General features: G+C 53.4%; 10 protein-coding genes and 5 tRNA genes. 6 read left to right on the plus strand and 9 right to left on the minus strand.

Translation table 11 applies throughout. The features are described from left to right. Positions 1-45 precede the first annotated feature (45 nt). Positions 46-885 (minus strand): acetate metabolism transcriptional regulator RamA, encoded by an 840-nt coding sequence (gene ramA, locus CKV68_RS04400; protein WP_013912216.1) that lies wholly within the window; start codon positions 883-885, stop codon positions 46-48. A 762-nt stretch (positions 886-1,647) separates the two neighbouring features. On the opposite strand from ramA, the gene cysK reads away from it, so the two are divergent. Both cysK and epsC read left to right on the plus strand, forming a co-directional pair. Then, the gene (gene cysK, locus CKV68_RS04410) at positions 1,648-2,583 is read left to right on the plus strand and encodes a cysteine synthase A (RefSeq protein WP_013912218.1); all 936 of its coding nucleotides are present in this window, start codon (positions 1,648-1,650) and stop codon (positions 2,581-2,583) included. A gap of 185 nt (positions 2,584-2,768) precedes the next feature. After that, on the plus strand, positions 2,769-3,335 hold the full coding sequence (epsC, locus tag CKV68_RS04415; protein WP_013912219.1) for a serine O-acetyltransferase EpsC: 567 nt from the start codon (positions 2,769-2,771) through the stop codon (positions 3,333-3,335). A gap of 60 nt (positions 3,336-3,395) precedes the next feature. Here epsC and CKV68_RS04420 read toward each other — a convergent pair whose 3' ends face one another. From CKV68_RS04420 to CKV68_RS04450, 7 genes are all read right to left on the minus strand, one after another. Further along, a complete protein-coding gene (locus tag CKV68_RS04420; protein ID WP_013912220.1) occupies positions 3,396-3,692 on the minus strand; it encodes a GNAT family N-acetyltransferase in 297 nt (98 codons plus the stop codon). A gap of 155 nt (positions 3,693-3,847) precedes the next feature. Beyond that, positions 3,848-3,923 (minus strand) — tRNA-Phe (locus CKV68_RS04425). A 21-nt stretch (positions 3,924-3,944) separates the two neighbouring features. Beyond that, positions 3,945-4,018, minus strand: a tRNA-Asp gene (locus CKV68_RS04430). Positions 4,019-4,142: 124 nt separating this feature from the next. Continuing rightward, the gene (locus tag CKV68_RS04435) at positions 4,143-5,219 is read right to left on the minus strand and encodes an iron-containing alcohol dehydrogenase family protein (RefSeq protein ID WP_095075675.1); all 1,077 of its coding nucleotides are present in this window, start codon (positions 5,217-5,219) and stop codon (positions 4,143-4,145) included. Positions 5,220-5,375: 156 nt separating this feature from the next. Then, positions 5,376-5,449: transfer RNA gene (locus CKV68_RS04440), tRNA-Asp, on the minus strand. A gap of 23 nt (positions 5,450-5,472) precedes the next feature. After that, positions 5,473-5,548 (minus strand) — tRNA-Glu (locus CKV68_RS04445). A 239-nt stretch (positions 5,549-5,787) separates the two neighbouring features. Then, positions 5,788-5,860, minus strand: a tRNA-Lys gene (locus CKV68_RS04450). A 269-nt stretch (positions 5,861-6,129) separates the two neighbouring features. Here CKV68_RS04450 and CKV68_RS04455 point away from each other — a divergent pair. Genes CKV68_RS04455 through cydC form a run of 4 tightly spaced genes read left to right on the plus strand, consistent with a single transcriptional unit; the run spans position 6,130 to position 11,798 of the window. Further along, the gene (locus CKV68_RS04455) at positions 6,130-7,653 is read left to right on the plus strand and encodes a cytochrome ubiquinol oxidase subunit I (protein ID WP_013912222.1); all 1,524 of its coding nucleotides are present in this window, start codon (positions 6,130-6,132) and stop codon (positions 7,651-7,653) included. A 3-nt stretch (positions 7,654-7,656) separates the two neighbouring features. Then, positions 7,657-8,640 carry a cytochrome d ubiquinol oxidase subunit II gene (gene cydB / locus CKV68_RS04460; protein ID WP_013912223.1) on the plus strand — a complete coding sequence of 328 codons (984 nt, stop codon included), beginning with the start codon at positions 7,657-7,659 and terminating at the stop codon, positions 8,638-8,640. A 9-nt stretch (positions 8,641-8,649) separates the two neighbouring features. Continuing rightward, on the plus strand, positions 8,650-10,218 hold the full coding sequence (locus CKV68_RS04465; protein ID WP_095075676.1) for an ABC transporter ATP-binding protein/permease: 1,569 nt from the start codon (positions 8,650-8,652) through the stop codon (positions 10,216-10,218). Beyond that, positions 10,215-11,798 (plus strand): thiol reductant ABC exporter subunit CydC, encoded by a 1,584-nt coding sequence (gene cydC, locus CKV68_RS04470; RefSeq protein ID WP_095075677.1) that lies wholly within the window; start codon positions 10,215-10,217, stop codon positions 11,796-11,798. The genes CKV68_RS04465 and cydC overlap by 4 nt, the downstream gene beginning before the upstream one ends. Before the next feature lie 56 nt (positions 11,799-11,854). On the opposite strand, the gene CKV68_RS04475 is transcribed toward cydC, so the two are convergent. Next, a complete protein-coding gene (locus CKV68_RS04475) occupies positions 11,855-13,360 on the minus strand; it encodes an acetyl-CoA hydrolase/transferase family protein (protein WP_095075678.1) in 1,506 nt (501 codons plus the stop codon). Between the last annotated feature and the right edge of the window lie 329 nt (positions 13,361-13,689).

Consider the following 13,689-nt stretch of genomic DNA (forward strand, 5'->3'; position numbering starts at 1 on the left):
GGGTAAGAGGTTACCTCTTACCCTTTGTTTTTGCGCGCTCTTACATCAGGGCAGTGCACCGATGCGGCGAGCCGCATTCACGGCCTCGTACCGGGTGTGAGCACCCAACTTACGCATTACAGAACGCAAGTAGCTCTTCACTGTTTCTGCGCCGATGCCCATTTCCTCAGCAGCCTCGACATTGGTATGCCCAAGAGCTACACAAGAAAGAACATCAAGCTCACGAGCAGAAAGCTTGGTGGTTTGCTTGACGTGCACAGGAGCTACCATCTGGTCGCAAAGCTCTTCAAGCTCTTGACGCAGCTCTTCATGTTCGATGCGGTTAGCCAGCATTCGCAACTTGGAGTGAGTCGCCCTAATCTGCTCCCACTCGGCGCCGTTCATCATGCGCCCCTGCTTGGCTGCCCCGCGCAGCCCCTCGGAACGTCGAGAAGCAGCGATAATAGCGAGGTCCTGTTCCAGAACACGTGCTGTCATGGTGACTTCCTCGATCACTTTGTCTCCAAGACGCACCGGAGAGTGAACGCCCACATACAAGACACCTCGGACCTCACGATGCACGATAACTGGGACTGCAACAATCGAATGCAAGCCCTCGTCCTGGATGACAGGATCCAAGTCATGCGAGATCACGTTAGCCCGCATGTAATCGCTCACGCCTACTGGACGGCGAGTCTTGACCACTCGCCCGCCAACACCAACACCGCTTTCAATCGTTAGATTCTGAAGCGCGGGGGTACGCAACCCCACCCACTGGTTAATCAGTAGGCGATTATCCGACTGAACGGTCGCGTACATGGTCACTGGGATACCAGTGGCATTTTTCAGTGATGCCAGCGCAGAGCGGATCGCATCGTCATCATCTTTGACGCGTTGAGCTTCCACCGTAAGCCTCCTGTCAGACGCCCGGTCAGGCAACTAACCAATAGATTCGTTGGTTTGTTTAATCCGTTCCTGAGCGAAAATGTGCAACTGGCGAAAGTATATCTACTTTACGGGGGTAGTCAAAAGCCTTCCGATTCGACGTGTTGTTTTTAATATGTCCGTTTTGTCAGAACACAGGGGTGCACGTACAGGTTGAAATAGTTTTCACTAAGGCATATCCCTTCCACATATTTCATGGGATAGAAATCCCGTAAATCCGGATAAATTACGCAAATACCCCTGCATACTCACATAAAATGGGAATACTATGCGGTCGCCGCAATAGTGCATCCGGTGAAAATATCCACCTCCACTTTCCCAATTTCTATTCCCCTATAGCCCTTAATATCCCCCATCCAGAGTCGGGGCAGCGATTCCAAATGTCCGATTTGTCCGAAAATGAAAACAAAACCATTAACGCAATGTGTCGCATATCACCAAAGTATTGGGAACTTACTTAGATCTCATCCATACATAACTCATATAAAGCCGTGTTTTTGATATTATTTACATAAGAATTTACCATACATAAACCTACCTTCCCACCCTTCCGTGAGTGGCCAACATTTTAAAAGTCCTCCCTGGAGAAATGTAGACAAATCTGTCTATATGTAAAGACTGAACTGTCTGGTATTTCCTGCGGGGAAAGAGTAAGGTCACCATAAAGCACGAGACTGTGTTTCTATCTGCATAGAATTAACCTGACTAAGGAGTCCCCAAGCTATGTCTAAGGTCTACGACAACATTCTGGACACTATTGGCAATACACCAATCGTCCGCATTAACCGTCTAGCACAGGACCTTCCAGGCAATGTACTGGTAAAAATAGAATCTTTTAACCCAGCCAACTCCGTTAAAGACCGAATCGGTAAGGCTATTGTGGATGCCGCGGAAGCGTCTGGCGAGCTTCAACCCGGTGGCACCATAGTCGAGGCAACGTCCGGAAACACAGGCATTGCTCTTGCATTAGTAGGCGCAGCTCGTGGTTATGACGTTGTGCTAACAATGCCAGAAACAATGTCTCTAGAACGCCGCGTCATGCTCCGCGCATATGGAGCAGAAATCATCCTGACGCCCGGTGCCGCAGGCATGCAAGGGGCCGTGGATAAGGCTAACGAGATCGTCCGCGAACGAGGCAACGCTATTTTGGCCAGCCAGTTTGCCAACGCAGCAAACCCAGAAATTCACCGCAACACCACAGGCGAAGAAATCTGGAAAGACACCGAGGGTCAGGTTGATATTTTCGTCGCCGGTATCGGCACCGGCGGAACGATAACCGGCGCAGGTGAGACATTAAAGAAGCACAACCCAGACATTAAGATTTACGCCGTTGAACCAGCAGCTTCTCCCCTACTAACTACAGGCAAAGCCGGCCCTCACAAGATTCAAGGTTTGGGTGCCAACTTTATCCCTGAGGTCCTCAACCAGAAGATCTACGAGGAAGTTCTCACGGTAACCAACGAAGACGCTATTGCGGTTTCCCGCCAGCTAGCAGCCCAGGAAGGCATCCTCGGCGGTATCTCAGCAGGTGCCAATCTCAAAGCAGCTCTTGAAATAGCTGCTCGTCCAGAAAATGAAGGCAAGACCATTGTCACCGTCGTCCCAGATTACGGCGAGCGCTATGTCTCCACTGCCCTATTCGAGGATATCCGCGACTAAGAAACCTCTTTTAGCCCCACGCTTATGACGAGCTCCCCCAGCCACCCATAAGCGTGGGGAATTTATTTTTCCTGCAGTAAGTTGTATCCCTTAAACAAACTCATTCCTCTAAGAGATTCACACAGATAATAGTCACAATCTGAATCACCTCAGCAGGAAAAGACGGACTGATAGGCTCAACAAGCATGTACAACATCGTCAAGATGATTCGCGAGGACCTAGCAAATGCGCGAGATCATGATCCCGCAGCACGCGGCGACGTAGAAAACGCCATTGTTTATTCCGGGCTACACGCCATCTGGTCGCACCGAGTGGCACATGTGCTTTGGAAGAAAGGCTATAAAGGACCAGCGCGCCTCCTATCCCAATTCACACGGTTTCTCACTGGCATCGAGATCCACCCCGGCGCCACCATTGGCCGTCGGTTCTTTATCGACCATGGCATGGGCATAGTCATCGGAGAGACAGCAGAGATTGGGGAGGGCGTTATGTTGTACCACGGCGTAACCCTTGGTGGGCAGGTTCTCACCCAAACAAAACGCCATCCAACAGTGGAAGATAACGTGACAATTGGCGCAGGCGCTAAGGTTCTAGGCCCCATCACTATCGGCGAAGGAAGTGCCATCGGCGCTAACGCAGTAGTGACAAAGGACGTCCCGGCTAACCACATAGCTGTGGGAATCCCTGCAAAAAACCGCCCTCGTGGGGCTGGTGAAAAGATCAAGCTCGTGGATCCGGATTACTACATCTAGTACGGATATCAAACGTTTAAGAAGCAGTCACCTTTGACTGCTTCTTTTTAATTTCTCGTGCTAAATAACAAAATCTTGGTACTCAGGATTTTTAGCAATAAATCCCTCCACCGCAGAGCACGTTGGAATGATAGAAAAACCATCTGCATGACTGCTCTCAAGAGCATGCTTAATCAACGGTTTGGATAGCCCCTGCCCACGGAATGCAGAATCTACCACCGTGTGATTGAAGTCGCGAGACTGGCCGCGTTCAACGTAACTGGCGAATCCTCCGGGCTTCCCGTCTTTATAAACAACAAAACGGCTCTGCTCCGGCTCATGCTCTACTGCAATGGTGTTATGAGAATTCTGTGTCATAGCTGTCCCCTGATGAGTTGTAGCGTCCAAGTACTCTCTACAACAACGCATCGCTGCCCGATGTTCCATTAGCGTTTCGACGCCCCCCCCCCAGAAACCACCAAACCCAACAACACAAAAAAGAAGCCCCATCCTGATTAAGGATGGGGCTTCGGTGGTGGCACGGACCAGGATCGAACTGGTGACCTTCCACTTTTCAGGCGGACGCTCTACCGACTGAGCTACCGCGCCACTGACCACAAAAGTGATCCGCGACCCTGACGGGACTTGAACCCGCGACCTCCGCCGTGACAGGGCGGCGCGCTAACCAACTGCGCCACAGGGCCATATTTATTTGTATGCAATCTGGCAAGCATCGCTCCCCTTTGCACGAGGTAAGACTTTACACAGTAGTCACTACCTCGCACAAATCCCCAGCGTGCGGGTAGAAAATTATGATTGAAATCCTGACTAATCCAAGACCTGAGCTTCAATGATTGCCCGGGCGAATCGATCAAAGTCGTATTCTCCAACTTTCCACTCGGTGGTAGCCGGAATTCTTTCCATAATCGCTGGAACATCAGACTCACTAAGATCCAGATCCGCGAGCGTCAATGGGAAGCCCATGGTTTTATAAAACTCCACATACCGATCTTTACGATCAAAATCTTGGTCATACTGCAAGAGCGCCAACACTCCATAGGACACGATCTCGCCATGTAGGTGCACTCCGACGCAACGAGGTATCGCGGTAGTGGAGTTATAAAAAGCATGTGCCAATGCGGAATTGTAGTAATACGTTTGCCCCGGATCGACTGTCATATTAGATACGTATCCACAAGTCATGATGATCGCCAGAGCCACTTCTTCAATGGCAGTTGAAGGCTTAGTATTCTTACAATCCTGCAGAGCCTGGAATCCATACTCCATGAGTGCAGGAGTCACGGCTGAGCTTAAATGACGGCCCATCAGCGGGGCGTTGGTCAATTCTTTGCCCCGGGACTGCAATTTGACTTCGCATTCCTTTGACATGCCGTCGGCAATGCCCGCCCAGAAGAGATCTACCGGGGAATGCGCGATCACGGAAGTATTGATAAATACATGCTGACAAGGCCCTGGCTGATAGTCGTAGCCATCCAGGGCATCATCTTCCTTATACATTACGGATAGATTTGTCGCTGCCGCACAGTTAGAGCCCACCGTAGGAAAGTTGAACAGGGGCTTCCCCAGCCGCGCTGCAACAACCTTAACGGTGTCAATTGCCCGGCCGCCCCCAACACCAAAGATCACCTCTGCATTGCGCACGGATTCAAGGCTGCATAGCTTATCGACGTTGGCGTACGTGGAATTATGCCCGTAAACAATCCAGTCCTCGATAACAAAATCTTGGTCTGCTTGCGCAATCTCAAAAGCCTCACGGGTTTTCTCAATGGCGGTTTTACCCCCGATAACCACTGCACGGTATCCGTAAGCAGCAATGACCTCATCGATTTTCCCATACACATCTTTACCGATGCTGTAGCCAGGAAGTTGAAGCGAATAAGACATACCTAGTACACCTCAGAAAATTCTAGTTCCGTGATTCACCTTCGCGGTGCCGATTACCCAAGGTAGTGCAATCGCACACCACAGGCCCTCCGCTTTACCCCCGTAAGCTACTGAGAGAATGCAAAAAGCGGCGAGTAAAAACTCGCCGCTTAATTGCGACCCTGACGGGACTTGAACCCGCGACCTCCGCCGTGACAGGGCGGCGCGCTAACCAACTGCGCCACAGGGCCGTATCACAAAACCACAAAAGTGGTGGTACTCCCAACGGGATTCGAACCCGTGTCGCCGCCGTGAAAGGGCGGTGTCCTAGGCCCCTAGACGATGGGAGCAAGTGTCACCATACTCAGCTAGCTGAGCGGCTCGACTGCAGAGAACTATACTTGATGTTCCAATAATCACAAAACAGCAGGTAAAAGCACTCCTTTCCTGCAATACATGAAACAAGAAGCACCAAACCCCAGAAAGGACCTCGCAGACGCCAGCCAACGCAAGCACTCCAAGACCCACACCCCACTTAAAACAAAAACAGACCAGGCAGTAAATACATACTGCCTGGTCTGCATAAAAGTGGGCCCTCCGGGGCTCGAACCCGGGACCTGCGGATTAAAAGTCCGTAGCTCTACCAACTGAGCTAAAGGCCCATCACCGTTTTATCGGTGCGTTTGGCACTTTACTACTTTCATCCCTCAAGTGTGAAATCCAACCCCCGTCGCCCTGATTTTCCCTGCACCCACGACGCTCCCCCACACAAAAGCTCTCGCAAATCGCGCGCTATGCGACAGAACAGGCCACACCCCCGCCCCTCGATGAAAGTTGTCACAGTTGGAAACTTTTTAGATGCGTTTAGCGACAATTAAGTTACCGTAGTATTTCCTTAAGGTTTTATCCCGTTTCCCTGAAAGCAGTTCCCATGGATCTGGTTGACATTTCACGGTGGCAGTTTGGAATCACAACTGTTTACCACTTTATTTTTGTACCGCTCACAATCGGGCTAGCTCCGATAGTCGCAGGCTTTCAAACAGCTTGGGTACTGACTAACAAAGACAAGTGGCTGCGAGCCACAAAATTTTTTGGCACTCTCTTCCTGGTGAACTTTGCCATGGGTGTGGTCACCGGCATTGTGCAAGAGTTCCAATTCGGAATGGCATGGAGTGAATACTCCAGGTTTGTCGGTGACGTCTTTGGCGCGCCACTCGCGCTAGAAGGCCTCATCGCATTCTTCGTGGAGTCCACATTCCTTGGACTGTGGATCTTTGGCTGGGGGCGCTTGCCCCGATGGGCTCACCTAGCGTCCATCTGGCTTGTTGCCCTAGCCGTCAATGTTTCCGCTTACTTCATCATCGTCGCCAACTCCTTTATGCAGCACCCGGTGGGAGCCATCTTTAATCCCGATACTGGGCGAGCCGAGCTCGTTTCTCTTACCGAGTTATTGACCAACCCCACCGCTCTTGCTGCGTGGCCTCACGCGGTAACCGGATCGTTGCTTACCGCAGGTACCTTTGTCGCAGGAATTGCTGGCTGGTGGATGATTAAGGAAGCCCGCAATAAGTCTGCAGAAAAGCGCGAGGAAGCAGCCTCTGTATGGCGTCCGCTCTTCCGCATCGGGTCATGGATCACACTCTTAAGCGCAGCAGGATTGGGGCTTACTGGAGACATCCAGGGAAAGCTCATGTTTGTCCAACAGCCAATGAAGATGGCTGCCGCAGAGTCCCTGTGTCAAACCGCCACAGACCCCTATTTTTCAGTCCTATCCGTAGGAACCCATAACGATTGTGGAGCAGTAAAGCATCTCATTGAGTTGCCCGGTATCTTGAGTTTCCTTGCCACCAATAAGTTCAGCGGTGTGACATTGCAAGGTGTAGAGCAGCTGCAGAAGCAGTACGAACAGCTCTACGGCCCTGGCAATTACACGCCTAATCTATTTGTCACGTACTGGTCATTCCGCGCGATGATTGGGTTGATGCTGGCGTCGATAGTGCTTGCCGTCGTGGGCCTCTGGTACACCCGACGAGGTGCAGTCCCGCGTGCCCGCTGGATGGGCATTGGCGCATTAATCGCTGTACCTTTCCCCTTCCTCGCTAACTCAGCGGGATGGGTCTTCACCGAGATGGGCCGGCAGCCGTGGGTGGTCGCCCCCAACCCAGATGTGGCACCTGGATCCCCCGGCAACGCAGATCGTATTCACCTCATCGTTGACTTTGGTGTGTCTAACAACCCAGTGTGGGTAGTCTTTACGTCTCTCATCGGTTTCACCCTCGTTTATGGTGCCCTGGCGTGTGTCTGGTTCTGGTTAATGAAGAAGAAAGTTGTGGAGGGAATGCCCACCAATGTGGACTCCGCACCTCTTGTCACTCCACACGATGAAGAATCGCCCGTACGCGTTCTGCAGTTTGGCAAGGATAAGCCTTCAACCGACCGTGAAATTAGGAGCTAGCAGATGGACCTGCACATCATTTGGTTTATCCTCGTGGGATTCCTGTTTACCGGATACTTCATCCTTGAGGGGTTCGACTTCGGCGTAGGCATGCTGTTGCCCTTCCTCAAACACCGCGAACGCGATGCTGCTGTCAAAGCCATTGGCCCCGTGTGGGACGGTAACGAGGTCTGGCTGATCACCGCTGGAGGCGCGCTCTTTGCGGCGTTCCCCGAATGGTATGCCACTATGTTTTCAGGCTTTTATCTGCCGTTATTCCTCATCCTGATCAGTTTGATCTTGCGCGGAGTCGCATTGGAATGGCGCTCTAAAGTTGATACTGCGGCCTGGCGCCGCTGGTGTGACCGTGGCATCGGCATCGGAAGCTGGGTCCCAGCGTTGTTGTGGGGCGTTGCTTTTGCCAACATCGTGCGTGGTGTCGCAGTAGATGCCAACCGACAGATAGATTCCGGATTACACGGTTTATTGGCGCTTTTGAATCCCTTTGCACTGCTAGGTGGAGTTGCCTTTGTCGCGGTATTCCTCCTCCATGGAGCAACGTTCTTGGCACTAAAAACAGACATCCAGCCGGTTCACCGCGTTGCACGCATGATGATTGGGCCAACTATTGCCGTTGGTGCCGCCTTTGCCTTATGGACGCAACTTTCCTTTGGTAAAGCCTGGACGTGGGCAGTAGTAGCGGTCATTGTTGCTGCGTGCGCGGCTACGGTGGCGTCGTTAAGCTTCCGACGCGACGGCTGGGCCTTTAGCGCAACGGCTGTTCTCATTTGTGCAGTCTCAGTGTTGCTTTTTGGCTCACTGTTCCCATCCTTGCTTCCGACTACGCTCACCGATGGTGTAGGGCTCGACATTTATAACGCCGCAAGCTCTGCCTACACGCTCAAGGTCATGACCTGGGCTGCGGTTCTTATTACTCCGTTGGTTTTGCTCTACCAAGGATGGACCTACTGGGTGTTCCGCGCTAGAGTCATCGTCCATCGCAATTAGGTGCGCTCTATGAATGGGCCGATCAATATCGACCTCGTACGTAGCACTCCTGCCACGCAAAAGTTCCTCATCGGTGCTGGCGTGGCAGAAGGGGCGCGTAGTTGCCTGGTGCTTGCGCGAGGTTTTCTTATCGGAACCCTCGTCGCAGGCGTTATTACTACTTTTAGTAGCCACTCCACCCCGAATATTTCTTCGTGGTATTGGCTAAGCACACTGATAGTCATGGTCGCACTTGCGCTAGTAACAGGGGCCGCGCGCCACTGGGCGCACGTCAGCTGCGGCAATGCCATAGACCAATTAAGGTCTCAAGCACTTGACGCTTTGCAACGCAAAGACCCCCGTGAAGTGCAAGAAGAGTCTGGGCTCTGGCGCGCTCTCTTGGGCGAGGGGCTTGGCGGCTTGCGCGGATACTTCAGCGATTATCTTCCGGCACTGCTCGCAATGTGCATCGCTACCCCTTCCGCGATCCTCGTCATTAGCCTGCTCGACCTTCCTTCAGGGATTCTCGCCGCAGTCACCATTCCGCTCATCCCCCTTTTTATGGTGCTCATCGGCACGCTGACTCGCACCGCCACCCAGCGTCGTCTGCAGGAGACCGGGGTTCTCAACGGTCAGCTCGTGGACTTATTATCCGGGGCACTTACTCTCAAAGCGCTGGGAAACACTGCAGGTCCGTCGGAAGAAATACGGCGCAGCGGCACCCGCCATGCACGTACAACGATGTCCGTTCTCCGGCTAGCTTTCTTGTCTTCCTTTGCTCTGGAATTTATTGCCACGCTCTCTGTCGCGCTGGTAGCGGTGGGCATCGGGCTTCGCTTGGTGCACGGAGAAATATCCTTGGAAGCGGGGCTGATCATCCTTATTGTGGTACCGGAGGTCTATGCGCCCTTGCGCAGAGTAGGTGCTGCTTTCCATGCTTCTGCGGACGGACTCACGGCAGCAAACCAGGTGTTTCAGCTGATCAAAGATGCTCCCCCGTCGCATGTATCGCCGGCCCATGAACCCGCTGAGGAATTGTGTGTCCAAGGACTCAGCGTGACAGGGCGCGACGGCGTCTTGCCGCACAACCTCAGCTTTAGCGCGCCTCGTGGACGCATCACTGTCTTATTGGGTGGCAACGGTTCCGGCAAGTCCACAACGTTTCTTGCCATTCTCGGCGTTCTTCCTTACACCGGAACCATCAAGGCCCCACCATTAGAATCCATTTCGTATCTCGCCGCTCAGCCCTATTTTCTGGAGGGAACAGTAAATGAGAACCTCCATGTTTTTGGCCAGCGTGAACCCGCCGCTGTAGAAGCAGTTATGGCACAACTTGATGTACACCTGCCTCCTGAACGCCAGATGACCCCTGGCTCGGGTGTGTCCACGGGACAGGCACAGCGGCTGGCTCTCACCCGCTCGCTTTCCCAGCCAGCTAGCCTCTACCTTCTCGACGAACCCAGCGCTCATCTCAGCCCAGAGCTCATTGAACCGTTGATCCACTCCATTCAACAACGCGCAGCAGCTGGCGCAGCTGTTGTAATCGCAACGCACGATGATCGGCTTCTCGCAGCTGCCCACCAGGTGGTGGAACTATGAGTGATACGAGAAAGTTTCTGCGCCAAAGCGGGGTGCGAAACCGTGACCTGGCCGGCGCTATCGCCGCTGCAAGCGTCACTCTTATAAGCGCGCTTGGGTTGTCTGTTTTGTCTGGTTGGCTTATCACGCGGGCGTGGCAGATGCCTCCGATCTTGGACTTAGCCATCGCCATCACTGCGGTCAGGGCCCTGGGTATTTCCCGGGCTGTGTTCAGATATATTGATCGCCTGATCTCCCACCGGCTGGCGCTACGTGCACTGAGAAACCTCCGCAGCACTGTCTTCCAGAGTATTGCTGAGACAACAACGCCCCACTCCGATGAGCTCCTTACACAAGGCGACCAGCTCACCCGCCTTTCCAAGGACACCGAACGCGTGACTGACCTCATCGTCCGCTCGCTCGTTCCGGCTGGTACAGCGCTGGTGGTGTCCATTATTGCGGTAGCCTTTGCGGCCCTTTTGCTGCCCACGGCGGGTCTGGTGCTGCTCGCTGGTTTTTGTGTCACAGGTGTGCTCATTCCGTGGCTTTCCCGGCGCTCATCCAACAAGCGGTTGCAACGTGCTGCCGTTGAGTCGGAGGACACGTGGGAGCAGCAGTTGCAAGGAGTACTCTCGCATCGCGTAGAGTTCCACGCCGCAGGCATCGCACAGCAACGCGCAGAGTCAGCGGTCGCTGCTTCTCGACGCGCCTCCCACGACCAGATCCGGGCAACCCGAAACGATTCTGTTCAGGCATTCTTGCTATCGCTATCCTGCGACCTCACAGTTCTGGGTATAGCCTGGCTGGGAGTCCAGCAGTATGGCGGCTCACCGATGTGGTTAGGGATGCTGGTTATCTTGTCTTTAGCAGCCTTTGAATCTCATGCCGAGCTAGCAAAAGCATCTGTCTATGCGGACGTCGTATCCACTGCGTCGCGAGCACTAGCCGAGGTAACCGGCGAGGCGTTACCGCGTCACCCCGCCACCCAACTTCCCCACGATACAACGCTCACCGTTTCCCAGCTGCAGTGCCTGCATACTGACAAAACGTGGAACTTCACGCTCGAACCCAACGAGCGGCTCCTTATTACTGGGCCTAGTGGACTCGGAAAAACTACGCTGCTCTATACCTTGGCGGGCTTGTTGGAACCGTGTGGCGGGAGTGCGTCGATAGGCGACGATGCTACTGCTGAAGCTAAGCGAGCGCTTATCCGCATGCACCCCGAAAACGAGTGGCTCTTTTCCACCACCATTCGAGAAAACATCCGCGTTGCCAACCCTGATGCCTCCGATGATCTCATCGATACCACGCTTAGAGCTTTGGACTTGGGACAGTGGTTGGATGCAAACCAGGGACTCGATACGGTGCTTCTCGACGGCGCCGGATCGCTCTCTAGTGGTCAGCGCCGACGCTTATTGCTAGCCCGGGCTTTGTGTTCTACTGCGCCAATTGTGCTTCTCGACGAACCCACCGCCCACATCTCCCATACCGATGCCTCCCGCATCCTCGATATCTTGCTCCATCAGCCGCTGCCCGGCGCGCTCCCCCATCGCAGCCTCATAATCGTCAGCCACGACCAGAGAAAACCCGTCCTCGGATAGCAAAAGACGCGCCCAGTGTGTTGGACGCGTCCTGTGCTGATGACGAATATGTGTGTTTACTTAGCCATGGTTCCGGTCTCGTTCATGCGCTGGTGGAACGAGAATGCCTGGGTAAGGTCATGAGGGGTCTGCATGAAAGGCGTTGCCTTCTTTGCTCCTTCGAAGTACTCCTCCAGCAAGGGGCGATAATCCGGATGCGCAACGGAAATGGTCTTTTGGACTCTCTCGCGTGGCGCAAGTCCACGCAAGTCTGCGACACCATACTCGGTGATAATCACCATGACGTCGTGCTCCGTGTGGTCGGTGTGAGATGCGAAAGGAACGATAGCGGAGATAGCACCGTCCTTAGCCACCGATGGAGAGATGAACGTGGAGATCAAAGCGTTACGAGTGAAGTCACCGGAGCCACCAATACCGTTCATCATGCGCACACCATTGACGTGCGTTGAATTCACGTTGCCGTAAATGTCAGCTTCGATCATGCCGTTGGATGCGATCAGTCCGGTGCGGCGGATCACCTCAGGGTGGTTAGAGATCTGCTGTGGGCGAAGAATGATGTGCTTGCGGTAGAACTCTGCATTCTCGTTCATCTTGTCTGCGTACTCCGGCGACAGCGAGAATGAGGTCGCAGAGGCAACGGTCATCTTGCCGGCGTCGATCAGGTCGACCATGCCATCTTGGATAACCTCGGTGTAAGCCTGAATGTTTTCAAACTTAGAGTCCAACAGGCCTGCCATCACGGCATTGGGAACGTTACCCACACCGGACTGCATGATGTAGCGGTCATAATCGAGGCGGCCAGCTTTCACTTCGCCTTCGAGGAAGCCCAAGAAGTTCGAGGCGATCTCGCGAGAGACGTCGTCGAGAGGCTTGAAAGGAGCGTTGCGGTCAGGAGCATCGGTCTCAATAACCGCGACTACCTTATTGGGGTCGATAGAAATCGAGGTATCGCCGATACGGTCACCGGTGTTCTTGATCGGGATAGGAATGCGGTTCGGGGTACGCGGCATTCTCCAAATGTCGTGCATTCCCTCAAGGTGCTCGGACTGCCAGGAGTTAACCTCGATGATGATTTTTTCTGCAGCATCAAGGTATTCCACAGAGTTTCCTACGGAGGAAGAAGGCACGATCGATCCATCTTCCTTAATGCGGACAGCCTCAACGATGGCCACGTTCAGCTGGCCAAAGAAGCCCTCCGCGACCATTGCGCCTGAATGCGACAGGTGAATATCGGAGTACAGCATGTCGCCTGAGTTAATAGCTTTACGCATGCTGGGGTCGGACTGATATGGCATTCGGAAACGCAAAGCTCCGGCTTCTGCTAGTACGCCATCGCAGTCTGGTGCGGTAGAAGCTCCGGTAAAGAGATCAATAGTGTAACTTTCCCCTTTAGCCCGCGCTTCCTTTGCCCGTTCAGCGATTGCAGCAGGCATAACCTTTGGGTAGCCAGCACCGGTAAAGCCCGAAACACCGACTTTATCGCCGTTGTCTACGAACTGAGCGGCCTCTTGTGCCGACATAATTTTGCCCCGCAACTGTGCGTTAGCAATGCGATCAGACATTTATTCCTCCTCAAAGAAACCTGCTGGTGGGGTTCTCGCCCCATCCGCAGAAGGCTCGGACATTACGTGCTTTCCACCCGTCGAGTAATAGCGACCGGCATCACAGCCATTCAGTTATGGGCACCACAATAGTCCAATAATGCGAGCACTGTTGCTTAGTTCACTATTTCACCCATAATTGCCCCCACAGAGCCGAACCTCAGCAAGAATTTAGGTAAAGCAAAGCGTCGATAAACGCTTTTCCCTACCACCATCCACCGATGAACGAGCTTCCGGGAAGCCCATCATGACTGACATAAAGAAAGACAATCAGAGGTACCTTCCCCTCA

This window comes from Corynebacterium ulcerans (assembly GCF_900187135.1).
Taxonomy (GTDB): domain Bacteria; phylum Actinomycetota; class Actinomycetes; order Mycobacteriales; family Mycobacteriaceae; genus Corynebacterium; species Corynebacterium ulcerans.